This is a genomic window from Actinomadura madurae (assembly GCF_047130825.1).
GTDB lineage: Bacteria > Actinomycetota > Actinomycetes > Streptosporangiales > Streptosporangiaceae > Spirillospora > Spirillospora madurae.
Genome location: NZ_CP083237.1, coordinates 8,540,551 through 8,561,920, shown reverse-complemented (window position 1 = coordinate 8,561,920; position 21,370 = coordinate 8,540,551). Strand labels below are relative to the sequence as shown.

The following is a 21,370-nucleotide window of genomic DNA, read 5'->3' as shown; positions in this document are numbered from 1 at the left end:
CATGGGCCGTCCCGCCGACCCGGGGCGGGACGGCCGACTATCCGGGACGGCACATTCACGGGACGCCGTGACTGGTTTCTGTGCTGACCGGTCCACTTCCGCGCACGGAACGTCACCGTTAGCTTTCGTGCCGTAACTCAGCGCAGGAACCGCGGACGAAGGAGATCACATATGACGGCCATCGCCAGCGTCTACCAGAGCGACGTCGCCGACTACTGGAACTCCGAACGCAACCCGGTCAACCTCCGGCTGGGCGACGTGTCCGGGATCTACCACCACCACTACGGGGTCGGCGAGGTCGACTGGTCCGTGCTGGAGACGGCGGAGGCCGGCCGCGAGAAGGCGATCATCGCCGAGATGCACCGGCTGGAGAACGCCCAGGCGCGGCTGCTGCTGTCCCACCTCGGCGACATCGCGCCCGGGCACCGCCTGCTGGACGCCGGGTCGGGCCGCGGCGGCACCAGCATCATGGCCAACGCCGCCTTCGGCTGCCGGGTCGACGGCGTCTCCATCTCCCGGACCCAGGTGGACTTCGCCAACGCCGAGGCCGAGCGGCACGGCGTCGCCGGCAAGGTCCGGTTCCACTTCAAGAACATGCTCGACACCGGTTTCGAGGCGGGCGCGTTCCAGGCGATCTGGAACAACGAGTCGACGATGTACACCGTCCTGGACGACCTCTTCGCGGCGCACTCCCGGCTCCTCGCCCGCGGCGGACGGTACGTCACCATCACCGGCTGCTACAACGACGTGTACGGGCTGCCGTCCAAGGCGGTCTCCACGATCAACGCCCACTACGTCTGCGACATCCATCCGCGCAGCGCCTACTTCCGCGCCATGGCCGCCAACCGGCTCGTGCCCGCCGCCGTCGTCGACCTGACCGCCGACACGATCCCGTACTGGGAGCTGCGCCGGCAGTCGTCGGTCGCCACCGGCATCGAGGACGCCTTCCTGGACGCCTACCGCGACGGCAGCTTCCAGTACCTGCTCATCGCCGCCGACCGCATCTGACCCCGTCCCGGGCCCCGTCCAGGCAGGAGCAAGGCATGGAAGCGACACACCACGGCTGCGGCGGTCCGCAGCGGCCGTCCGCACCGCCCGCGGGCGTCCTGCCCGCGGGGCCCGCCGGCCTCGGGACCGTCGCGGCGGTCCTGCCGTCGCTGATCGCCGCGGCGCGTCCCAGCCGCGAGGTGCCCTACGGCGACCTCCTCTCGGGGGCGGCCCCCGCGCCCGGTCCCGGCTACGTCGCACGCTCGTGGGGGGACGGGACGCACTCGCCGCTCTACTGCCCCGTCCCCGAGCGCACCGACGACGCCCTCGCCGGCGAGGTCGACTCCCGCCTGGTCTCCTGGGCGCGCGACCGCGGATTCGAGGACCACGAACTCGACGCGCTGGCGAAGGCGGCGTTCGGACGGCTGGTGACGCTCGCCCACCCGGGCACCGACGATCCCGACGCGCTCCTCGTCGCCGCGCAGCTCAACGCCTCGTGGTGGGCGGCCGACGACTACTACGCCGACGACACCGCCCTCGGCGCCGTGCCCGCCCGGCTACCGGAGCGCCTGACTCTGGTGATGTCGGCCATGGACCCCGTCCCGCCCCTGGGCGAGTTCACCCCGCCGCTGCGCGAGGCGCTCCAGGACGACCTCGTCCTGCGCATGTTCGAGTCGGCCGTCGACCATCTCGCGCGCCACGCCACGCCGGTGCAGGTCCAGCGGATCTGCTACTCGACCTTCGCGATGTTCGTGAGCTGGACGGCCTACGCGGCCTGGCGCGAGACCGGTGAGCATCCGCACGCCTGGGAGTACCTGGCGGCACGCCAGCACGACAGCTTCTACACCTCGATGACGCTCATCGACGTCGTCGGCGGCTACGAGGTCCCCGCCCACCTGTACTACGACCCGCGCGTCCGCCGTGCCGCCTTCCAGGCGGGGACCGCGAGCGTCATCGTCAACGACCTGCACTCGGTCGCCAAGGACGCCGCCGACGCGAACCCGGTCTGCAACGTCGTCCTGCTGATCGCCGCCGACCGGGACTGCACCGTCGAGGAGGCGACCGAGATCACCGTGGCCCTCCACAACGACCTCGTGCGCGACTTCGAGGCGGGCCACCGCGACCTCGCGCCGGTGGCCTCCCCCGAACTCCAGCGCTTCCTGCGGGGGCTGCGGGCGTGGATGGGCGGCGGCTTCGAGTGGCACGCCACCAACCCCCGCTACGCCGGGCCCCCGTGACCCCTCACTCGCCGGCGCTCTCCGCGGCCTCCGCCTGGGCGCGGGCCTCGATGATCTCCTGCTCGGCCCGGGTGTGGCCCTCGCGGATGATCTGGACGACCTCGTCCGGGTCGTCGGTGAGGTGGATCAGGTCGATGTCCCGCGGCGAGATCTTGCCGCTGGTCAGCATGGTCTTCTTCACCCAGTCGAGCAGCCCGCCCCAGAACTCGGTGCCGACCAGCACGATCGGGAAGCGGGTGATCTTCCCGGTCTGGACGAGGGTGATCGCCTCGAACAGCTCGTCCAGCGTCCCGAAGCCGCCCGGCAGCACCACGAACGCCTGCGAGTACTTCACGAACATCGTCTTGCGGACGAAGAAGTAGCGGAACTCCAGCCCGATGTCGAGGTGGTCGTTGAGCTTCTGCTCGAACGGCAGCTCGATGCCGAGGCCGACCGACAGCCCGCCGCGCTCGTCGCAGCCCCTGTTCGCCGCCTCCATGATCCCCGGACCGCCGCCGGTGATCACTGCGTAGCCGGCGTCGTGCAGCCGGGCGCCGATGTCGACGGCGAGCCCGTACTCCGGCGAGTCGGGCTTGGTGCGGGCGCTGCCGAAGACGCTGACGGCCTTCGGCAGCTCGGCGAGGAGCCCGAAGCCCTCGACGAACTCCGCCTGGATCCGCAGCACCCGCCACGGGTCGGCGTGCACCCAGTCGGCCGGGCCGCGGCTGTCGAGGAGACGCTGGTCGGTCGTCGTCGCCGGAACGGCCCGTCCCCGCAGCATGGCCGGGCCCTGCCGGCGCGAGGGGGAATCAGGATTCAAAGTCATGAGCCCACGTTAGTGGGGCCCTCCAGCCACGTGCGCATACGTTGCTCGCACTCGGCGATGAGGGGGATCTCGACGAACTCGTCCTTGGTGTGGGCGAGGGTGGGTTCGCCGGGGCCGTAGTTGACGGCCGGGACACCGAGCTCGGAGAAGCGGGCCACGTCCGTCCAGCCGAGCTTCGCGCGGACCTCGGCCCCGCTGGCGGAGACGAACGCCGCCGCGGCCGGGTGCGTCAGCCCCGGCCTGGCCCCGGGCGAGCTGTCGGTGACGGTCACCTCGAAGCCGGCGAAGATTTCCCGAAGGTACGCCTCCGCGTCGGCCGGCGACTTGTCGGGCGCGAACCGGTAGTTCACCTCGACGACGCACTCGTCCGGGATGACGTTCCCGGCGACGCCGCCCGAGATGCGCACCGCGTTCAGGCCCTCGTGGTATTCGAGGCCGTCCACAACCGGACGGGTCGGCTCGTAGGCGCGGAGCACGTCCAGGATGCGCCCGGCGGTGTGGATGGCGTTGGAGCCCATCCAGGCCCGCGCGCTGTGCGCCCGCTCCCCCCGCGCGGTCACCTCGACCCGCATCGTGCCCTGGCAGCCGCCCTCGATCAGCGCGCCCGTCGGCTCCATCAGCACGGCGAAGTCGCCCGCGAGCAGCTCGGGACGCGCCTCCGCGAGCGTGCGGAGCCCGTTGAGCTCGGCCTCGACCTCCTCGCACTCGTAGAAGACGAACGTGACGTCCCGCGTCGGCTCGGTGACCGTGGCCGCGAGCCGCAGCGCGACCGCGACGCCGCTCTTCATGTCCGTGGTGCCGCAGCCGTAGAGCCGGTCGCCCTCCACCCGGGACGGAAGGTTGCCGTTCAGCGGGACGGTGTCGAGATGCCCGGCCAGCACGACCCGCTCGGCACGTCCGAGATCGGTGCGCGCGACGACGTTGTTGCGGTCGCGCTCCACACTGAGGTGCGGGAGCGCCCGCAGCGCCTCCTCGACCGCGTCGGCGAGGGGCCCCTCGGCACCGCTCACCGACTCGATGTCGACGATCGCCGCCGTGAGGTCCGCAACGTCCGCGAACAGATCGAGCCCCATGCTCAAGTCCTATCATCACGATCGTGGATATGCCTGTGCTGGAATGCGCCGTCCACTGGGCGCGTCCCGTCGACGACCCCGAGATGCGCGCCCTCCTCGACGACGGGGAGCGCGTCCGCTACGACCGCTTCCTGCGCGCCGAGGACAAGGCCCGCTTCGTCACCGGCCGCCATCTGGCCCGCACCGTCCTCGCCGAGGCGGCCGGCCTGGCCCCGGAGAGCATCCGCTTCACCACCGGCTGCCCGCACTGCGGCGGCACGCACGGCAAGCCCCGCCTGCCGGGCAGCGACCTGGACTTCTCCCTCTCCCACTCCGGCGACCGCGTCGTCCTCGTCCTCGCCGAGGGCGCCGAGGTCGGCGTGGACGTGGAACGCGAGAGCAACCGCGACATCGACCGGCTCGCCGAGATGGTCCTGACCGCCGCCGAGCGCGACGCCCTCACCGCGATGGCCGACCGCAGGCGCGGCTTCCACACCTACTGGAGCCGCAAGGAGGCCCTGCTGAAGGCGACGGGCCACGGCCTGGCCGCCCCGATGACGTCCATCCACGTCTCGGCGCCCGACGAGCCCGCCGCGGTCGTCGCTTGGGACGGCGAGGCGGCGGTCTCCCCCGTCCGTCTCACCGACCTCACCCCGGGCCCCGGCTACGCCGCCGCGGCGGCCGTCCTCACCGACCGGCCCCTGAAGGTCACCGAGGTCACGTATTGATGCCGTGGTCGCGCAGGATGTCGTTCAGGGACGCCTTGTCGTGGCGCTGCCCCTCCTCCAGGCGCTTGAGGATCAGCACCGCGGGCAGGCCGAACGTGCCGCCCTTGAACTCCTTGTAGCGGGTGCCGCCGACGGCGACGCACCAGTCGGGGATGCGGCCGCGGCTGATCTCCTCGCCCGTCTCCACGTCGATGACCGGCATGGACGCCGACAGGTTCGTGCCCGACCCGACGACCGCGCCGCGCCCGACCCGGGCCCCCTCGACGATCATCGAGCGGCTGCCGATCATCGCCTCGTCCTCGATGACCACCGGCTTGGCGTTCGGCGGCTCCAGCACCCCGCCGATGCCGACCCCGCCGGACAGGTGGACGTTCTTGCCGACCTGCGCGCACGACCCGACGGTCGCCCACGTGTCGACCATCGTCCCGGAGTCGACGTAGGCGCCGATGTTGGTGAACGACGGCATCAGCACCACGCCGGGCGCCAGGAAGGCCCCCCAGCGGGCGATGGCGCCGGGGACGACGCGGACGCCGTCCAGCCGCGTCTTCAGCGGGATGCGGTCGTGGTACCGGAAGTCGCCCACCTGGGACCGCGCCATGCCGAGGACCTTGAAGCTCAGCAGGATCGCCCGCTTGGCCCGCTCGTCGACGAGCACCTCGTCGGTCGCGGGGTCGATGCGGGCGACGCGGGCCTCGCCGGAGTCGAGCTGGTCGACGGCGGCCACGATGGCCGCGCGCGCCCCGGCGTCGTCCGGCGTCAGGTCGGCGCGCCGCTCCCACAGCTCGTCGATGTCGCCGGAGATCGGGCTGGTGAACGTTTCGGTCATGTGTCCTGAGCTTAGTGGGGCCGTTCTCCCGGTACCTTCTTCGCGTGGCTGTTTGGTCGAGGTTGAGGTCGCGTCCCGAGGAGGGGACGGACGGTGGCGAGCGCCACCGCGGCCGGTGGTGGGCGGTGGGCGCGGTCGTCACCGTCCTGCTGGTCCTGGGCGTCGGCACCTACATCGCGTTCGACCGCGCGCGCCCCTACTTGCACGGCTCGGGCTGCGAGGTGCGGACGAGCCAGGGCAAGATGCCCCTCGACATCGAACAGGGCGCGAACGCCGCGACGATCGCCGCCGTCGCGTTCCGCAAGCAGCTCCCCGAACGGGCCGCGGTGATCGCCTACGCGACCGCGATCCAGGAGTCGCACATCCGCAACCTGCCGGGCGGCGACCGCGACTCGGTGGGCATGTTCCAGCAGCGCCCGTCCCAGGGCTGGGGCACCCCCGACAAGCTCCGCGACCCCGTCCAGTCGACCAGCAAGTTCTTCGACGCGCTCGTCAAGGTGAAGGGCTACCTCGACCGCGACCTGCACGACGCGGCCCAGCTCGTCCAGCGCAGCGCCGACGGCGACGCCTACGCGCAGCACGAACCGGACGGCAAGCTCCTCGCGACGGCCTTCACCGGCCGCGAGCCCGCCACGGCCCGCTGCTGGTACCCGCCCGACAAGAAGACCGCGTCCCGCCGCCCGGAAGCCCTCCGCGAGATGCGCCGCGCCTTCGGCAGCCGCCTGCGCGTCGCCGGCCCCGGCCCCCTCACCGCGAACGCCCCGTCCCGCCCGGACTCCTGGAACGCCGTCAAAGTGACGAACCCCCGCGTGGGCTGGGCCGTCGCCACCTGGGCCGTCACCCACGCCCAGCCCTACGGCCTAACCGAAGTCCGCTACGCCGGCAAGCACTGGCAGTCCAAGGCCGGCCACGACGGCTGGACCGAAGACAAAGACGCCCCCAAAGACAACGTCATCATCAAGTGACCCCGCGCCGCGAGAACCCGTCCACCAGAGGGCTACCTCTGGGACGCCTGACGCACGCGCCTCACCAAGCCACGAGCCGCCGCGAGGTCAAGACAGATGACCGGACCGTCCGGATCCTTGGAGTCCCGGAACAGGACGTGTCCAGGCACGGCAGCAAGCTCCACACACTCGCCACCCGTCCCATCGCTGTAGCTGCTCTTACGCCAACAGAGACACTCCAGGTCCGGCCGACCCACAGCTACCCCCCTCGCAGTCGCCTCACCAGGTCACGCGCCGCCCCTGGGGTGAGCTCAAGCTGAGGACCACCCGGGTCCTTGGAGTCTCGGACAAAGATCTGCGCGTGCAGGGCAGCTATCTCGACACACACTCGCCACCCACACCGTTGCTGTAGCTGCTCTTACGCCACCCAAAAGCAGCCAGACCCGGGCGACTCACAATCACTCTTCGCGCAAGCGGATCATCAGCTCACATGCCGCCGCCCGGTTCAGCTCCAGGCGTGGCCCGTCAGGGTCCTTAGAGTCACGGACCAGCAGCCCTTCCGGGGTTGCGGCAACCTCAACGCACTCGCCACCCATGCCGTTGCTGTAGCTGCTCTTGCGCCACCGCAGAACCACTGGGCCTGTCGTGCTCATAGATAAGCCTCCCTAGCTCGACGCATGAACTCTACGGATTCTGCCTGATTGAGGGCTTCCCCCATCATCCTGTTGAAATATACGCCAGCCATGAAGAGATCATCTGTGTCACCGATCAGCTGGCCGATGTTGCCAGACTCGATGTAGAGCAAATCTGGCTCCTTCCCGAAGGTCAGCAGGATCAGGCCACCGGACAACGCTTCAGGCGTGATCCGCTCGAAGGGCATGACCAGCAGTTGAACGTGTAGCGCCCCTGCCACGCTGATGAGGTGGTCAATCTGCTCGACCATCACGTCGCATCCACCAACCGGTCGTCGAAGGACCGACTCGTCCAGGATGAACGTGGCCATCGCGGGTTTCTCTCGGGTGAGAAGGATCTGTCGTTCCAAGCGACTTTCGATGCGGGCGTCCAGCGCCTCCTTTGGGTCGCTCGGGTCCATGATGGCGCGGGCATACGCCTCCGTTTGGAGAAGGCCCGGCACGATCTGAGCCGCGAAGCACCGCACGCCGATGGCCTTGGTTTCGTGCTCAAGGTAAGCCTTGAAACCGGGGCGTAGGACGCGGTGGCGGCCGGCGCGGCGGATCGTGGTGTAGATGCGGAGGAAGTGTCCCTCCTCGTGCTCCCAACCGTCCGTCTTGAAGTAAGTGTCCAGGTCGAGAGCGGTCTGCTCAGAGACAGTCTTGTCGGCTTTCTCCAGCTGGCATATCCACTGCGGGGTGCAGCCGAGGGCGGCTGCGAGCTGGTTCTGGGACAGCTTCGCGCGCTGTCGCAACCGGCGTAGCTCCTCACCGAAGTGGACGCGCAGGGCGTCGGGGTCGCGCTGATCGCTGGCCATGGCGGTGGCCTCCGGCACTCGGTTGACGGGGGGACGTCGGGGGTGGACATCTAGTTAACGCAGCTTCGTAGCCGACAGTAATCAATCGCCTGCACTCTGTCCCGTGAAACAAGAAGAAAGCCGACAGCGCTCGGCCGCGAAGAGGCAGGTCAATCGATGAAGAACGCGAGAACGGCCGGGATCGAACAGGACTTCCCCGCGTGGATGGCATGGGTGTCCCGCCAGGGCACATACTGGGGCGCCGTCCGGCGCGACCCGGGGTCGGCACTGCCCCCGACCGTCATCGCGGACTCCGAGGACGAGCTGCGCGCGGCGCTGGCCGTCCAGCCGAACGGCGGGGTACTGCCCCGATGAACCCGGCTGCTGGCCTGAAGTGCTGGATCCCCGGCTTGAAAGTCTGGTACGGGCTCTACACCCGGTCCTGGTGGGCCTACGTCCCCGGCCGCCCGGACCGCCTGATCGAAGCCCCGTCCCCGGAACTCCTCGCCCAGAGACTCACGTCCCTGGCCACAACGGCGGGGGTACGCGACCGCACGCCATCAAGGCGACAGAGGACCGGGGCGTGACACAAGAGGCTCAATGCACTGGGTGCCCTATTCGACCCGCGCGAACACGGCCCCCAGCCTATTCCCTCCAGCTTTCACGACACGGTCGAATCGCCATGTCTGCTCGCCGATGGGGAACGTATCCCCTGGGTGCAGGGTCACGTCACGTTCGCCGTCGTCCTTGATGAAAAGGACGATCTCTGGAGGTACGTCATCACGTGCTTCGCGTGCATAAACCAAGCCTATCTTCATGTCCGAGTCAAGTTCAGCCAGGGTTCCCTGCTGTACACCAATCTCTTCTAGTGCCACAGTTACTCCAGTGTGGTGTAGCGAGGCCGTATTGCAGTCTTGAACTCCTGGAGAGTCAACGGCGCAGGATGCCTCTCGTTCCAAGGATTACGCAGGTGCAGCCGCCCTTGATCGTCGATCCTGGTCACCTCGTAGGCATGGTTCGCAACGAGCTTTGCGGGAAGCGCTGATTCACCTTTAAGCAACTCTCGGCTTCCGACCAGTATCGGCTTGTTCTGGGAGAGTTGCCCCGCGATCTCATCCCGGAGCCGACGGTCCGCGCTACGGCCTTGGTTGTCGTATCCGCTAGGGAATCGTACCGTCTTGGCGGGACGTCCAGTAAGTTGCGTGAGCAGTTCGGCGCGCTCGCCAGGGTTAGTGCCCTGATTCAGTCGCACATAGCCTGTCGGCGCATCCCCGGGATGACCCTGGACGTTCCAGAGTTCGGTCGCCCGTGCCTGGCGCCGGGCGCTCCAGGTCTGGTCCGCCCCCGCGATCGCCTTCTCCAGCACCGGCGCCCAAGCCACACCTGCCGAAGTCGTCCTGGCGAAAGAAGGCGTATCGGGTTCCTGATCTTTGATCGGGAGTTCAGGGGTGACCGTCAATGTGATCGGGCGTCCGGTCGGCACATAGCACTGCTTCGAAGGCGAGTACTTCGCCTCGTGCAAGCTCACCTCATAGTTGCCGTCGTCGGTTTCCCGAACGCGGTCGCGGATCGCCTCGGGACTGTGTCCGGCGACGGCTCCCAACGTGGAAATGATGCCGCAGTCACCGAGCGTCCCCTGCTGCGTCTGTTCACGCGTGGGCTCTCCCTTGAAGAGCGGTGTGCGAGTACCATCGGCACGCTCCAGCGGCGCGCCGTAACGATCGGGAGTCAGAAGTGGATCCCCCTTGGGATCCTGAAAGTCTGGCCGGTCGACCGTACCTGCCAACTCTTTGTGTTTATCACTCAATTCCAACTTGGCGGCGATCTGCTTCAGCCGATCCGATATACCGCGTTCGAGAGCGACTTCGTCGGACTCGGCCATGCGCCCGTCGTCGTCGGCAGGTCCATCGCCCGAGATCCTCCTGTCAAAGTCGTCCGAAGTGTCGGCGGCGATGCCGCCGCCCTCAGCAGGCGCCATGACCTCATCAGGCTCCTGCGACCCGCCTTCTTGTCGGGCGGGCTCCCGGGCTCGGGCAAGGCTCTCCAACCGCGACTCCCTGCTGGGAGAGCCAGGGGTGTCGGCCCGTGACGTGGACGGCTGCTCATCTGATGCGTCCTCGCCGCCCGCATCGGGTTTTTTTCCGGCGCCGCGCTCACCTTCGTTTGTCAGCGATTTGACGGCGTCTTGCTTCTCACCCTCGGACGCGGGCCCTGGCTCACCTGAACCGTCCGTCTTCACCTCGCCACTCCCGGCCTGTGCCGGTTTGCAGCGACGTTCACCGGCGGGCCCGGCGCTGCTGTCATTGTCCTCGGTCTTTTGCGTCCCGTCCTCTTGCTGGACGGGTTGGCGGGCACGAGCGAGGCTCTCCAGGCGGGACGGCTGACCGGGCGACCCGGGTTTATCAGGCGGAGGCGCGGGCGGCTTGCCAGGCGGTTCGGGCTGGTCGGCGTTCTCAACCTTGGTGTCGGTCCCGGTGGGACGGTCCATGCCTACGCTTCGCCCCTTCCGCAGTTGATCCCCGGCGACGGCCGGCCTCGCCTCGTTCTCACGAACCGGCAGTGCCCGGTGAAGCGCGGGGCGGGCATCCGGCCACATCGCCGTCCATGAAAGCGTGAAAGCTTGGAAATTGCACGTTTCGATCTCGCACCCGCACCCGCTCTGCCATAGGCGGACAACCTGGCGGCAACGGGCGGGCAAGGACAGGACAGTCGCGGTGTGTCACCCGACGCGGCGCCGCCTCAACCCTTCGAGCCACCCCCGCACCTGCTCGTCGTCATGCAGGTAAGGCCCTCCGGGCCCCGCCCTCAGATCAATTCCGCAGAGGAGATCAAGCGCCCAGCGGGACAGTTCGTCCCATTCGAGTTCGTCATCGAGGAGCCAGCGCCCGGCCCACAAGTCAGCCGCACCGCGGCTCACCCGCCCACCGGCCACGGCGGCGAGCCAAGCCTCGATCTCATCCAGGTCCGGCTGGTCACCGCCACTCACGGACGCACCGTATCCAGGACGGGGTCATCGCATGAGCGACTCACCGCACTCGACCTCAGAAGAGGGACGGGGTCGGCGGAGTCACGTCGTCGAGGAACGCGGTCACCATCGGCGCCAGTACCGCCGACTGCCCGAAGACGCCGATGTGCGATGTCGCCGGCAGAATCACCAATCGCGCGGCCGGAGCATCCTGCAACGTCCCCGACGCTGCGGCCTCCTCGTCTCCGCCGCCGAGCAGCTTGAACATCGCCAGAGCGTGCTCCGGCTTCACGGCATCCGCGTCACCAACGACGACCAGCGCCTTCGCGGATATCGAACGCATCTCGGCGTCGCTGATGTTCTGGTCTTCGATGCCCAGGACCTTCATCTTCTCCACATAGGCATCGAACGCCGCAGGGTCCGGCGTGTGTCGCATGAACGCCTCCTCGACGGGCGTACCGGCGAACGCCGTGGCATCGAGATCCGCGATGGCCTCCATCACCGACGGGTACCAGCCGTCCTGACGGTAGGCGGCGGACAGCGAGACCAGCTTATTGACGAGCGACGGGTGACGAAGTGCGAGCTGTAGCGCGACCCCGCCGCCTTGCGAGTAGCCCATCACGTCCGCGCGCTCCACGTTCAACGCGCGGAGCAGCGCAGCGGCATCGTCACCGAACTGCTCGTAGGACATCCTGCGGGAAGTATCCGGAGTGCGCCCGTGCCCTTGCTGATCGAAGACGATCACAACACGCTCGCCCACGAAGGCAGACACCCACGGGCTCATCGGGTCGGTGGCCATGAACGAGCCCGGAATGAGCAGCAACGGAGTACTTCCCGCCTCCCCGAGGTCGCCATACACCTCGTAGTAGAGGCTCAACCCATTGATCGGCAGATGACCACTCCGCGAAGGCGCCGCTGCTGCTGTCATCTCGACCCCCCAATCCACACCAGCAGGATCAGCGGAGGGCAATGATTCGGACAATTTCTAGAGTGCCCGCTGGTGCCAGTGGTCTTCCATAATGGCGCCAAGCCCGAGGTCGTGTCCTGGCGCGGTGCAAGGCGGCCGTCCGAGCGCTGCTGCGGCTGGGGGCCAACGCCACACGGATGCAGGCGGCCTGGGCCGACATCATGCCAAGACGACTCGGCATGCACGTGCAGACTCCACAGTGGAGAACGTTTTCGGACTCAGGCCGACATCACGATCGATGCCACGTACCCCCTGCAGGAATCGAACCTGCGGCCTCCCGGTCCGGAGCCGGGCGCTCTGTCCCCTGAGCTAAGAGGGTGTGCGCAATAGCGGATCCAGGTGAGTGCGGCTCCGGTGGCAGGATTCGAACCTGCGCCTGACGGGTTAACAGCCCGCTGCCCTGCCGGACTGGGCGACACCGGATCGGCGATGACCCGCCGGGTCGGCGAGTTCAGTAGCGGAGGCGGGAGTCGAACCCGCGTCGCAGGGCTTATGAGGCCCGGCTGGAACCACCTCCAGTCCACTCCGCACCGCGCGCCCGTCCCGTCTCGCGACGGGCGCGGCTGGTAGCCCCGGCGGGACTCGAACCCGCTCCGCGAGGGTGAAAACCTCGCAACCTAACCCATGGTCGACGGGGCCATCGGCGATCGACGCACGCTTTCTTGTAGCCCGTGTCGGATTCGAACCGACGTCCTTCCGGCTGAGAACCGGACGTCCTTACCTGGCTAGACCAACGGGCCGTGCCGCCCAGAGGATTCGAACCCCTTCACCCCGGCGTAAGAGACCGGTGCCCCGTCCCAACAGGCGCGAGCGGCGAGAACGCGGAGGAGAGGGGAGTCGAACCCATAAGGCGGCCTTCACCGCTCACTCGTTTTCGAGACGAGCGCCGTCACCGATCGGCTTGCTCCTCCTTGGCGGAAAGCCGGGGATTCGAACCCCGCCGCGACGTGTCACCGCGTACGCCGCTTCCAACGGCGCTCCTCGACCAACCGGACGCTTTCCCTGAATGGTGCTGCGTACCGTCCCAGGGATTCGAACCCTGAACCTCCTGGACCTGACCCAGGCGCCTCTACCAGATTGGGCTAGGACGGCTTGGAGTGGGTGACGGGAATCGAACCCGCCCTCCCGGCATGGCAAGCCGGGGTGCCACCGACAACACTTCACCCACATGCGAGCCCCCGGCGGGAGTCGAACCCGCCGTCTCCTCCATACCAAGGAGGTGCCCCCACCTCGGGGACGTCGAGGGCCTGACGCGCTCCGGGAGCAGGACTCGAACCTGCGAACACGTGATCCAAAGTCACGCTGCCGACTCCGTCGCGGCTTCCCGGACCGTGGAGCCGCCCCCCGGTGTCGAACCGGACCGCCCGCCGTACGAAGGCGGGGCCGCAAGCCGTGCACGGCGGCATGGTGCTGAGCTGCCGGAGCAGGATTCGAACCTGCAACTGCCCGCTCCAGAGGCGGGTGTCCTACCAATTAGACGATCCGGCATCGCGATGGGCCAGTTCGGCACCGACAAACGTCCGGCCCGATGGGGAACCTGGCCTGGCTCATGGAATACCAGCCGGGCTCCCCCTGGTAGCCAAGTACGGGAGACAGGAGTCGAACCTGCATGAGCTGCTGCTCGCCGGGGTTTGAGCCCGGTGCGTCTCGCCATTTCGCCACTCCCGCGCGCCTCCGGTAGGGCTCGAACCAACACCATCCCGGTTAAGAGCCGGGTGCTCTTCACTCCGGTGCTCTACTACATGAGCTAAAGGACCGTGCCGGCCGGCCAGTGACCATCCGCCTCCTCGTGGCTGCTCCGTCGGGACGCACGGACTCGAACCGCGTGTCTCCTGCTCCCAAGGCAGGCGGGGCACCTCATCCCCTTCATCCCGTTGCAGGTCTCGCTGCGCCGAGCCCGGGTCCACCCGACCCAACGCGATCCCCTGACGTGGACCAACCGGGATTCGAACCCGGAATTCCTGTGTGCAAAACAGGCGTGATCCCATTGTCACTACCGGCCCATGGCGCCTCTCGCAAGGCGAGAGGCGCAAGGTTTCTCAACGTCGGCGGCACCCCGAGGTGCAGCCGACATCGAACTGGGAACGGAAGTGTTCCCAGCTTTGCGTTCTCCACTGTGGAGTTATCAATGCGAACGAGTTCGCTACAAGTCCACCGCTCGTAAGCGGGGGTCGCATGGGTGGCAGGACTCGAACCTGCATCCCGCCGGTTTTGGAGACCGGCCGCCTAACCATTGGCTCACCCACATGCAAGAGGCCGCCCCGGGAACGTCTCCCGGGGCGGCCTCTGAAGGAACCTTGAATGTCCCTATCCAGAAGCGACTCCGGAGATGACGCAACCGCCACGCCGTGGGAACGCGCAGTTCCACGGCTTCGGTTCGGCGGTCAACCTGATCACCTTGCTTCATCCCTTCCTGGTCTCTTCTCAACGTCTATATACATGAAAGGGCACATAGCCCCGACCCGTCAACGACTTTTTCCCTACCCTTGTGACCTGCGCATTCGCCGAAGCCTTGCCTGTGTCGTCGGCTCGCCAGGACCACTCGCCCCTGTTAGACCCTCCGAGGTGGCACTCGGTTCCAAGCCGCCCGAAGCCCGTTGGTGGGCAAGCTGAGCGTCCACACCCCGCGCCCACCACCACGATCGGCTGAGGCGAGTCGCGTAGGGCGATCGCCCGCGTCGTTGTCGGGGACGTCGCACGCAGTAATCAGTTTTGTGCGTCACCACACCTACCTGTAAGCATGAAGCTCATGCGCCACCCTTTTGACTCGCTGGACTGGCCGATTGCCACCGACCGACTGCTGTTGCGCCGGACTACCCCGGACGACCTGGACGCGACCTGGGCCTTCCGGCAACTGCCGGAGGTCCACGAATGGGTCACGGCCGCCACGACGACGTACGACGACTACCGTGAGCGCTTTCTCCGCGAGGAGCGGCTCGCAGACCTGCTCGTCATCGAGCTGGACGGCCGGGTGATCGGCGACCTGACGCTGCAGGTCCAGGACGCCTGGGCCCAGGAGGAGGTCGCTGACCAGGCGAAAAGCGTCCAAGGAGAGCTCGGGTGGACGTTGGACCCCTCTTACGGCGGCAAGGGCTACGCCACGGAAGCGGTACGCGCCCTCATCGACGTCTCCTTCCGCCGTCTTGGCCTGCGCCGCCTGCACGCGGAGTGTTTCTACGACAACGAGGCTTCGTGGCGGCTGATGGAGCGGGTTGGGATGCGCCGCGAACAGCACACGGTGAAAGACTCCCTCCACCGCGCCAAGGGATGGCTCGACGGTCTCTCGTACGCGCTCCTGGCCGAGGAATGGCCCACTCCCGAGCGATAGTTCTGGGGCTGCTGTTGGACGGGTTTTTGGGAGCGGGATCGGCTCTCTGTGCGGGACGGTTGGCCGGGGAACCGGGGTTGTGCCGGGGGCTTGGGGTGGTCCGGCTTCGCGGGCCTGGTGTCGGTTCCGGTGGGATGCTCCACGCCCACGCTTCGGCCTTTCGCAGATGACCCCGGCAACTGGCCCGTCTCCCGGCGCGGGCCGGACGTGCCCGGTGGCGTCAGGGGGCCGTCGTCCATGACAGCGTGATCCTCGCGGACTGGACGTCTTGTTGATCAGTCCGTGGGTGTGGGGGGAACGGCGGGGCACTTCCAGGGGCCGTTCGGCTAGATCGTCACCAATGGGGCGGCCTCTTTCTGAAAGTGCCGGTCAGGGGCGGGTAAATGGCGTATGCCGGGGGTTCGCGGGGCGGGCAAGGGGTTGGTTGGGACGCGTTCTGCTGGGAAATCGTGTCGGCATGGAGATCCCGCGGACGTTGGTCGTGAGCGGGCACTTTCCGCCGGAGCCCGGAGGGGTGCAGACGTTCACGTGGGAGCTGGTGCGGCGGCTGCCCGCCGACCGGCTCGTCGTCGTGGCGCCCGCGTGGCCGGGGGCCGCGGAGTTCGACGCGGGGCTGGGGTTTCCCGTCGTGCGGCGGCACGGGTACCTGCTGTTCCGGGGGCTGCGGGGGCTCGTCGTCCGGCATCGGCTGGAGGCCGGGTGGATCACGGCGGTGGCGCCGTTCGGGCTGTACGGGCCGCTGGTGCGGGCGGCCGGGGTGCGGCGGCTGGTCGGGTCGGCGCACGGGCAGGAGCTGGGGTGGCTGCGGGCGCCGCCGACGCGGGCGGCGCTGCGGGGGGTGGCGCGGTCGTTCGACGTTCTCACGCATCTCAGCGCGACGACGCTGCCGGAGCTGGCGGACGCCGTGGGCGACAGGGTGCGGCTGGTGCGGCTCGCCGGCGCGGTGGACACGCTGCGGTTCCGGCCTGACCTGGACGGGTCGTCGGTCCGCCGGAGGCACGGCCTCGGGCAGGGGCCGGTGGTGCTGAGCGTCGCCCGGCTCGTCCGGCGCAAGGGGCACGACGTGCTCATCCGGGCGTGGGCCGACGTGGTCCGCAGGCGCCCGGACGCGCGGCTGGTGATCGTCGGGGACGGTCCGATGCGCAGGAGGCTGGCCGAGCTGGCGGACCGGGAGGCGCCCGGGACGGTCACGCTGACCGGGCCCGTGTCCGCCGCCGACCTGCCCCGCTACTACGCCGCCGCGGACGTGTTCGCGCTGCCGTGCCGTGACGACCGGCGCGGGTTGCAGACCGAGGGGCTCGGCCTGTCGGTGCTGGAGGCGTCGGCGGCGGGGCTGCCGGTGGTGGTCGGGCGGTCCGGCGGCAGCCCCGAGTCCCTGGTCGACGGCCGGACGGGCGTGCTGCTCGACGCGTCCGGCCCGGACGAGCTGGCGCTCACCCTGCACCGGCTGCTCGCGTCCCCCCGCCGCGCCGCCGCGATGGGCGCCGCCGGGCGGCGCTGGACGTGCGAGCGCTGGAGCTGGGACGCCGCCGCGGCCCGGCTCGCCGCCCTGCTGAACGGCTCCGCCCTCGCCGCGCCGCACGACACCCCGGGGATGGAGCCCGCATGGGACTCAAGGAGCAGCTGAACAGGCGCGACTTCCGGCGGCTCATCATCGGCCAGACGGTCTCCTCGTTCGGCGACTGGATGGGCACGCTGGCGCTGATGTACTTCGTCCTGGAGCTGAGCGGCTCCACGACGGCGGTCGGTGGAGTGCTGGTTCTGCGGCTGCTCCCGTCGGCGCTGGGCGCGCCGGTCGCGGCCCGGGTGGTGACGCGGTGGCGGCGGCGCAGCGTGATGCTGTGGTCGGACCTGATCAGGACGGGCATGGCGCTGGCGCTGCCGGTCGTGCCGTGGCTGGTGTGGGTGTACTTCTGGGCGTTCCTGATCGAGGTGGTCGGCCTGGTGTTCCTGCCGGCCCGGGACGCGGCGGTGCCGTTCCTCATCGAGGACGACGAGGAGGAGCACGACACCGGCACGCTGGAGATCGCCAACGGCATCACGATGGCGACGTCGTACGGGATGATCCCGGTGGGCGCGGGGGCGTTCGGGCTGCTGCTGTGGCTGTCGAACTCCGCGGGCTGGGAGGGCAACTGGCGGTACGTGCTGGTGTTCTGGCTGAACGCCGCCACGTATCTGGTGTCGTACGCCGCCATCCGGTCCATCCCCGATCTCGGGCCGGGTCCGCGCGAGCGGCGGGAGACCGCGCGGGAGGCGCCGCACGCCGGGTTCCTCGCGGCGCTGCGGCTTCCGGTGGTGCGGGGGGTGCTGCCGGGCGTCGCGGTCGTGGCGCTGGGGCTGGGCGCGCTGTTCTCGCTGGGCGTGGTGTTCGTGCGGAACGTCCTGGGCGCGGGGGCGGTCGGTTTCGGTGCCCTGGTGGTGCTGTTCGGGGTGGGCGCCATCGCCGGGCTGCTGCTGATCCACCGCAAGGCGGGAAACCTCATGACGCAGGTCCGGGCGGGGACGGCGGCGCAGGGCATCGTGATCGCCCTGATGGGGGGCCTCGGGTCGCCCGTGTGGTCGTTCGTCGGGGCGGTGGTGTTCGGTGCCGCGGCGACGAGCGCCCTGGTCGGCGGGATCACGTTCTTCCAGGAGTCGCTCGGCGGGGTGGAGCGGAACCTGGCGCTCACGGCGTTCCACGCCGTGCTGCGGTTCGGGCTGGCGCTGGCGGCGCTGCTGGCGGGGGGCGCGGCCGACCTCCTGCGGCAGGCCGGCGCGTCCCCGCTCGGCATGGCCCCGGGCCAGTTCGTGCTGGCGGCGTCCGGGCTGATCGTCCTGCTGGGGACGTTCCTGATCCGCACCCCGGACGCCGCGCGGGTGTCGCCTACCTGACCGGTACGGGGCCGGGCTCCGCCGCCGCCTGCGCGGCGGACGCCTCTCCCCTGCTGTTGGCGGCCCACAGGGCGACGACCGCGGCGCCGACCAGGAAGAGGGAGCCGGCCAGCAGGGCCCGCGAGAAGCCCGCGGTGAGCGCCTCGGGCATCGGCGTCCGGCCGGCGACCAAGTCGTCGGTGCGGGCGGTGGCGAGCGCGGAGAAGATCGCCAGGCCGAGCGCGCCGCCGATCTGCTGCGAGGCGTTGAGGAGCGCCGCGGCGAGGCCGGCCTTGTCCGGCGGGACGTTGGCGTTGGCCGCGGTGGTGACGGCCACGAACGTGAAGCCGAGCCCGAAGGAGGTGACCATCAGGCCGGGCAGCAGGTCGGGGAGGTAGTGGCCGTCGACGGGGATGCGCGACAGCCAGTAGAGGCCGGCCGCCGCGATGAGCAGCCCGGCGATCATCAGCGGCCGGGTGCCGATGCGCGGGATGAGCTGGGAGGATCCGCCCGCGGCGATGCCGACGCCGAGGCAGAGCGGGAGGTAGGCCGAGCCGGTCTCCAGCGGCGAGTAGCCGAGGACGTTCACCATGTAGAGGCTGAGGAAGAAGAACATCGACAGGAACCCGGCGAGCGCGACGAGCTGGGTGACGTCCGCCGCCGCGAGGCCCTTGATTCGGAAGATCGACAGCGGCAGCAGCGGGTTGCGGGAGCGCTGCTCGTTGAGCACGAACGCCAGCAGGACGGACGGCGGCGCCGGCCAGGCCGCCGATCGTGCGGGCCGCGTCCCAGCCGACCTCCGGCGCCTTGACCAGGGTGAAGACGAGCAGCAGCATGCCGCCGGTGACCAGCGCCGTGCCGAGGACGTCGAAGTTCGCCAGGCGGGCGCTGCGCCGGTCGCCCTCGACCAGCAGGAACAGCCCGGCGATCACCAGCGCGCAGACGGGGGCGTTCACCAGCATCACCCAGCGCCAGCCGGGCCCGTCGGTGAGGAGACCGCCGAGCAGCACGCCCGCGGCGGAGGCGGCGGCGCCCACCCCGCCCCAGACGCCGAGCGCCTTGTTGCGGTCGCCGCCCTCCTTGAACATGGTCGTCAGGATCGACAGGGCGCCCGGCAGCATCAGCGCCGCCCCGGCCCCCTGGGCGAGCCGCGCGCCGATCAGCATCCCGGACGTGGTGGCGAGGCCGCCGGCGATCGAGGAGAGCGTGACCAGCAGGGTGCCGGTCACCACGACGCGGCGGCGGCCGAGCAGATCGGCGAGCCGGCCGCCGAGCAGCATGAACCCGCCGTAGGTGAGCAGGTACCCGGACGGCACCCATTGCAGGTCCTGGACGGAGAAGTCCAGGTCGCTGCGGATGGCGGGCAGCGCCACGTTGACGATCGAGGCGTCGATGAAGTCCAGGAACGCGATGGCGCACAGCAGCGTCAGGGTCAGCTTGCCGCGCCCGGTCGCGAGGAAGGACGGTTGCGAGTCCGTCATGGGTGGGTCTCCGTTCAGTGGGCCCGCGCCGGCGACTGCCAGCGGGGGGTGCGCAGGTAGCGGGGGCGCCACACCGCGCGGTAGAGGAACCGGACGGGCGGCGGGACGACGCCGAGGACCTTGCGGCGGGTGTCCTCTCCAGCGCCGTCGAGCAGCCAGGGGAAGAACGAGGCCGCGCCGCTCACACCGAGCCGGCGGCGCTGCTCGCCGCCGAACGCGTCCCATTCGGCCTTGGTGAGCAGGTCCTGGACGAGGGGAAGCGCCAGTTCCTCCTCGTGTTCGCAGTGCGCGCCGAGCCCGTCGGCGAGGCGTTCGGCCTGGACGGCCAGCCGGGCCGCGTCCCCCGCCCGGACGGCCGCGTCGACGGCGTCGAGCAGGCCGTCGAGGCGCTCGTGCTCGGCCTCCATCTGGTCCAGGACGGCCGGGTCCGCGGCCTTGGCCCGCAGGACGGGCCACAGGTGGGTGTCCTCGGCGGTGTGGTGGATGTGCAGAAACCTCTTGAACCGGTCCCAGCCGGCCTGGACGGCCGGTCCGGCGGCGTCCCCGGCGTCCGCCATGGCGGCGAGGCGGCCGAGGTCGCGCTGGAACGCGTCGTGGACGGCGTACATGAACGTCACGTCGACGCGGTCGCGCTCTTCGCTCATTTCCGTTCCTTCGTGCCGGTGCTGTGTCGCGACCAATGAGCGGATCGGAGCGCCCGAGTGTGACGTGGCGGCCCGCCAGTGAGGCCCACATCACATTTCAGGCGGCGATGTCACACTCTGGGGGTCGGCCGCGCTCTGAGGGGGCGAGCGCAAAGGAGGTCGGGCCATGCCCGAAGGCACCGCCGGGAACACCGCAGAGGACACCGCGACCAGGGTGTTCGCCGACCATCGGGAGCTGCTGTTCTCGGTCGTCTACAACATGCTCGGGAGTGTCGCCGACACCGAGGACGTCCTGCAGGACGCGTGGCTGGCGTGGGCGGCCCGCAGCGGCGGCGCCGGGGGGATCGAGAATCCGCGCGCCTACCTGGTGCGGATCGCGGTGAACACCGCGCTGTCCCGGCAGGCGGCGATCAGCCGGCGCCGCGAGACGTACGTGGGGCCGTGGCTGCCCGAGCCGCTGGTCGAGCACGCCGACGCGGGCGACGCGGGCGACGCCGCCGAGCGCACGGAGGCGGTCTCGCTGGCGCTGCTGGTCGTCCTGGAGTCGCTCACGCCGCTGGAGCGGGCGGTGTTCGTCCTGCACGAGGTGTTCGGCTACGCGCACACCGAGATCGCGGCGATCCTGGACCGCAGCCCGTCCGCGGTCCGGCAGCTCGCGCACCGCGCCCGGGGGCACGTCCACGCCCGCCGCCCCCGCTACCAGGCGGACCCGAAGGTGCAGCGGCAGGCGACGGAGCGCTTCCTCCAGGCCGCCCTCGGCGGCGACCTGGAGGCGCTGATGGAGATCCTCGCGCCGGACGTGACGCTCTGGACGGACGGCGGCGGGAAGTCCCGGGGACGGGCGGCCCTGCGTCCCGTCCACGGCAGCGACCGGGTGGCCCGCGTCATCGTCGGGACCACCGCCCGCCGGCCGAAGGACCTGGCGATCCGGTACCGGACCGTCAACGGCGACCCGTCGGCGGTGCTGTTCGACGAGGACGCGCCGTTCGCCGTCATGGTCCTCGACCTGGCCCCGGACGGCGACCGCGTCCGCGGCGTCTACGCCGTCACCAACCCGGACAAGCTCGCCCACATCGACGAGGAGTGA

At 69.6% G+C, this 21,370-nt stretch carries 22 protein-coding genes, 17 tRNA genes and 1 pseudogene; 9 read left to right on the top strand and 31 right to left on the bottom strand.

The window, feature by feature from the left end:
• Positions 1-171: 171 nt before the first annotated feature.
• On the top strand, positions 172-1,008 hold the full coding sequence (locus K8Z49_RS39965) for a geranyl diphosphate 2-C-methyltransferase (RefSeq protein WP_021595175.1): 837 nt from the start codon (positions 172-174) through the stop codon (positions 1,006-1,008).
• A 35-nt stretch (positions 1,009-1,043) separates the two neighbouring features.
• Positions 1,044-2,225 carry a family 2 encapsulin nanocompartment cargo protein terpene cyclase gene (locus K8Z49_RS39960; RefSeq protein ID WP_021595176.1) on the top strand — a complete coding sequence of 394 codons (1,182 nt, stop codon included), beginning with the start codon at positions 1,044-1,046 and terminating at the stop codon, positions 2,223-2,225.
• 4 nt (positions 2,226-2,229) lie between these two features.
• Here K8Z49_RS39960 and K8Z49_RS39955 read toward each other — a convergent pair whose 3' ends face one another.
• Together K8Z49_RS39955 and dapE are read right to left on the bottom strand one after the other, a co-directional pair.
• A complete protein-coding gene (locus K8Z49_RS39955) occupies positions 2,230-3,030 on the bottom strand; it encodes a TIGR00730 family Rossman fold protein (RefSeq protein ID WP_024935363.1) in 801 nt (266 codons plus the stop codon).
• Positions 3,027-4,103, bottom strand: a complete 1,077-nt coding sequence (gene dapE, locus K8Z49_RS39950; protein ID WP_412516644.1) for a succinyl-diaminopimelate desuccinylase — start codon at positions 4,101-4,103, stop codon at positions 3,027-3,029. Before dapE ends, K8Z49_RS39955 begins: the two co-directional genes overlap by 4 nt.
• A gap of 29 nt (positions 4,104-4,132) precedes the next feature.
• Here dapE and K8Z49_RS39945 point away from each other — a divergent pair, with 29 nt between their 5' ends.
• Positions 4,133-4,810, top strand: a complete 678-nt coding sequence (locus tag K8Z49_RS39945; protein ID WP_412521262.1) for a 4'-phosphopantetheinyl transferase family protein — start codon at positions 4,133-4,135, stop codon at positions 4,808-4,810.
• Here K8Z49_RS39945 and K8Z49_RS39940 read toward each other — a convergent pair.
• Positions 4,800-5,636, bottom strand: a complete 837-nt coding sequence (locus K8Z49_RS39940; RefSeq protein WP_021595180.1) for a 2,3,4,5-tetrahydropyridine-2,6-dicarboxylate N-succinyltransferase — start codon at positions 5,634-5,636, stop codon at positions 4,800-4,802. The two genes, K8Z49_RS39945 and K8Z49_RS39940, sit on opposite strands and share 11 nt — an antisense overlap.
• A gap of 44 nt (positions 5,637-5,680) precedes the next feature.
• On the opposite strand from K8Z49_RS39940, the gene K8Z49_RS39935 reads away from it, so the two are divergent.
• A complete protein-coding gene (locus K8Z49_RS39935; RefSeq protein ID WP_244938701.1) occupies positions 5,681-6,601 on the top strand; it encodes a hypothetical protein in 921 nt (306 codons plus the stop codon).
• Between the two features lie 32 nt (positions 6,602-6,633).
• On the opposite strand, the gene K8Z49_RS39930 is transcribed toward K8Z49_RS39935, so the two are convergent.
• From K8Z49_RS39930 to K8Z49_RS39915, 4 genes are all read right to left on the bottom strand, one after another.
• Positions 6,634-6,837, bottom strand: a complete 204-nt coding sequence (locus K8Z49_RS39930; RefSeq protein WP_412516643.1) for a DUF397 domain-containing protein — start codon at positions 6,835-6,837, stop codon at positions 6,634-6,636.
• Between the two features lie 2 nt (positions 6,838-6,839).
• Positions 6,840-6,968, bottom strand: coding sequence for a DUF397 domain-containing protein (locus K8Z49_RS39925; protein WP_412516642.1), 129 nt, complete (start codon positions 6,966-6,968; stop codon positions 6,840-6,842).
• A 70-nt stretch (positions 6,969-7,038) separates the two neighbouring features.
• Positions 7,039-7,233, bottom strand: a complete 195-nt coding sequence (locus tag K8Z49_RS39920; RefSeq protein WP_412516641.1) for a DUF397 domain-containing protein — start codon at positions 7,231-7,233, stop codon at positions 7,039-7,041.
• The gene (locus K8Z49_RS39915; protein WP_412516640.1) at positions 7,230-8,069 is read right to left on the bottom strand and encodes a helix-turn-helix domain-containing protein; all 840 of its coding nucleotides are present in this window, start codon (positions 8,067-8,069) and stop codon (positions 7,230-7,232) included. The genes K8Z49_RS39920 and K8Z49_RS39915 overlap by 4 nt, the downstream gene beginning before the upstream one ends.
• Positions 8,070-8,225: 156 nt before the next feature.
• On the opposite strand from K8Z49_RS39915, the gene K8Z49_RS39910 reads away from it, so the two are divergent.
• On the top strand, positions 8,226-8,423 hold the full coding sequence (locus K8Z49_RS39910) for a hypothetical protein (RefSeq protein WP_412516639.1): 198 nt from the start codon (positions 8,226-8,228) through the stop codon (positions 8,421-8,423).
• A gap of 239 nt (positions 8,424-8,662) precedes the next feature.
• Here K8Z49_RS39910 and K8Z49_RS39905 read toward each other — a convergent pair whose 3' ends face one another.
• The 21 genes from K8Z49_RS39905 to K8Z49_RS39805 form a co-directional block, all read right to left on the bottom strand.
• A complete protein-coding gene (locus tag K8Z49_RS39905; protein ID WP_152563988.1) occupies positions 8,663-8,923 on the bottom strand; it encodes a DUF6406 domain-containing protein in 261 nt (86 codons plus the stop codon).
• Between the two features lie 2 nt (positions 8,924-8,925).
• Positions 8,926-10,536 carry a hypothetical protein gene (locus K8Z49_RS39900; RefSeq protein WP_412516638.1) on the bottom strand — a complete coding sequence of 537 codons (1,611 nt, stop codon included), beginning with the start codon at positions 10,534-10,536 and terminating at the stop codon, positions 8,926-8,928.
• A 231-nt stretch (positions 10,537-10,767) separates the two neighbouring features.
• Positions 10,768-11,034, bottom strand: a complete 267-nt coding sequence (locus tag K8Z49_RS39895; protein ID WP_075023463.1) for a hypothetical protein — start codon at positions 11,032-11,034, stop codon at positions 10,768-10,770.
• Positions 11,035-11,089: 55 nt separating this feature from the next.
• Entirely contained in the window at positions 11,090-11,941 is an 852-nt protein-coding gene (locus K8Z49_RS39890; RefSeq protein ID WP_412516637.1) for an alpha/beta fold hydrolase, read from the bottom strand.
• A gap of 285 nt (positions 11,942-12,226) precedes the next feature.
• Positions 12,227-12,299: transfer RNA gene (locus K8Z49_RS39885), tRNA-Arg, on the bottom strand.
• A gap of 30 nt (positions 12,300-12,329) precedes the next feature.
• Positions 12,330-12,403, bottom strand: a tRNA-Asn gene (locus tag K8Z49_RS39880).
• A 32-nt stretch (positions 12,404-12,435) separates the two neighbouring features.
• Positions 12,436-12,509: transfer RNA gene (locus tag K8Z49_RS39875), tRNA-Met, on the bottom strand.
• A gap of 35 nt (positions 12,510-12,544) precedes the next feature.
• Positions 12,545-12,619, bottom strand: a tRNA-Glu gene (locus K8Z49_RS39870).
• 26 nt (positions 12,620-12,645) lie between these two features.
• Positions 12,646-12,720: transfer RNA gene (locus K8Z49_RS39865), tRNA-Glu, on the bottom strand.
• Position 12,721: 1 nt separating this feature from the next.
• Positions 12,722-12,795, bottom strand: a tRNA-Lys gene (locus K8Z49_RS39860).
• A gap of 7 nt (positions 12,796-12,802) precedes the next feature.
• A tRNA-Ser gene (locus K8Z49_RS39855) sits at positions 12,803-12,891 on the bottom strand.
• A gap of 1 nt (position 12,892) precedes the next feature.
• Positions 12,893-12,982: transfer RNA gene (locus K8Z49_RS39850), tRNA-Ser, on the bottom strand.
• A gap of 15 nt (positions 12,983-12,997) precedes the next feature.
• Positions 12,998-13,072 (bottom strand) — tRNA-Leu (locus K8Z49_RS39845).
• Between the two features lies 1 nt (position 13,073).
• Positions 13,074-13,148: transfer RNA gene (locus K8Z49_RS39840), tRNA-Gly, on the bottom strand.
• Between the two features lie 5 nt (positions 13,149-13,153).
• A tRNA-Thr gene (locus K8Z49_RS39835) sits at positions 13,154-13,227 on the bottom strand.
• An 8-nt stretch (positions 13,228-13,235) separates the two neighbouring features.
• Positions 13,236-13,309 (bottom strand) — tRNA-OTHER (locus tag K8Z49_RS39830).
• Positions 13,310-13,395: 86 nt separating this feature from the next.
• Positions 13,396-13,468 (bottom strand) — tRNA-Gln (locus K8Z49_RS39825).
• A gap of 96 nt (positions 13,469-13,564) precedes the next feature.
• Positions 13,565-13,648, bottom strand: a tRNA-Leu gene (locus K8Z49_RS39820).
• 133 nt (positions 13,649-13,781) lie between these two features.
• Positions 13,782-13,854, bottom strand: a tRNA-Pro gene (locus K8Z49_RS39815).
• Between the two features lie 57 nt (positions 13,855-13,911).
• Positions 13,912-13,983: transfer RNA gene (locus tag K8Z49_RS39810), tRNA-Ala, on the bottom strand.
• 171 nt (positions 13,984-14,154) lie between these two features.
• Positions 14,155-14,226: transfer RNA gene (locus K8Z49_RS39805), tRNA-Trp, on the bottom strand.
• 494 nt (positions 14,227-14,720) lie between these two features.
• Between K8Z49_RS39805 and K8Z49_RS39800 the strand changes: the two genes are divergently transcribed.
• From K8Z49_RS39800 to K8Z49_RS39790, 3 genes are all read left to right on the top strand, one after another.
• Positions 14,721-15,308, top strand: a complete 588-nt coding sequence (locus K8Z49_RS39800; protein ID WP_200871848.1) for a GNAT family N-acetyltransferase — start codon at positions 14,721-14,723, stop codon at positions 15,306-15,308.
• A 457-nt stretch (positions 15,309-15,765) separates the two neighbouring features.
• On the top strand, positions 15,766-16,935 hold the full coding sequence (locus K8Z49_RS39795; RefSeq protein WP_412516636.1) for a glycosyltransferase family 4 protein: 1,170 nt from the start codon (positions 15,766-15,768) through the stop codon (positions 16,933-16,935).
• Positions 16,914-18,179, top strand: a complete 1,266-nt coding sequence (locus tag K8Z49_RS39790; protein WP_024935367.1) for an MFS transporter — start codon at positions 16,914-16,916, stop codon at positions 18,177-18,179. Before K8Z49_RS39795 ends, K8Z49_RS39790 begins: the two co-directional genes overlap by 22 nt.
• On the opposite strand, the gene K8Z49_RS39785 is transcribed toward K8Z49_RS39790, so the two are convergent.
• The 3 genes and pseudogenes from K8Z49_RS39785 to K8Z49_RS39775 form a co-directional block, all read right to left on the bottom strand.
• Positions 18,172-18,888, bottom strand: a complete 717-nt coding sequence (locus K8Z49_RS39785) for an MFS transporter (RefSeq protein ID WP_412516635.1) — start codon at positions 18,886-18,888, stop codon at positions 18,172-18,174. The two genes, K8Z49_RS39790 and K8Z49_RS39785, sit on opposite strands and share 8 nt — an antisense overlap.
• Positions 18,889-19,084: 196 nt before the next feature.
• A pseudogene (locus tag K8Z49_RS39780) lies at positions 19,085-19,639 on the bottom strand (MFS transporter); the annotation flags it as partial.
• A 14-nt stretch (positions 19,640-19,653) separates the two neighbouring features.
• Complete coding sequence (locus K8Z49_RS39775) at positions 19,654-20,283, bottom strand: hemerythrin domain-containing protein (protein WP_075023460.1); 630 nt, start codon at positions 20,281-20,283, stop codon at positions 19,654-19,656.
• 166 nt (positions 20,284-20,449) lie between these two features.
• On the opposite strand from K8Z49_RS39775, the gene sigJ reads away from it, so the two are divergent.
• The gene (sigJ, locus tag K8Z49_RS39770; RefSeq protein WP_412516634.1) at positions 20,450-21,370 is read left to right on the top strand and encodes an RNA polymerase sigma factor SigJ; all 921 of its coding nucleotides are present in this window, start codon (positions 20,450-20,452) and stop codon (positions 21,368-21,370) included.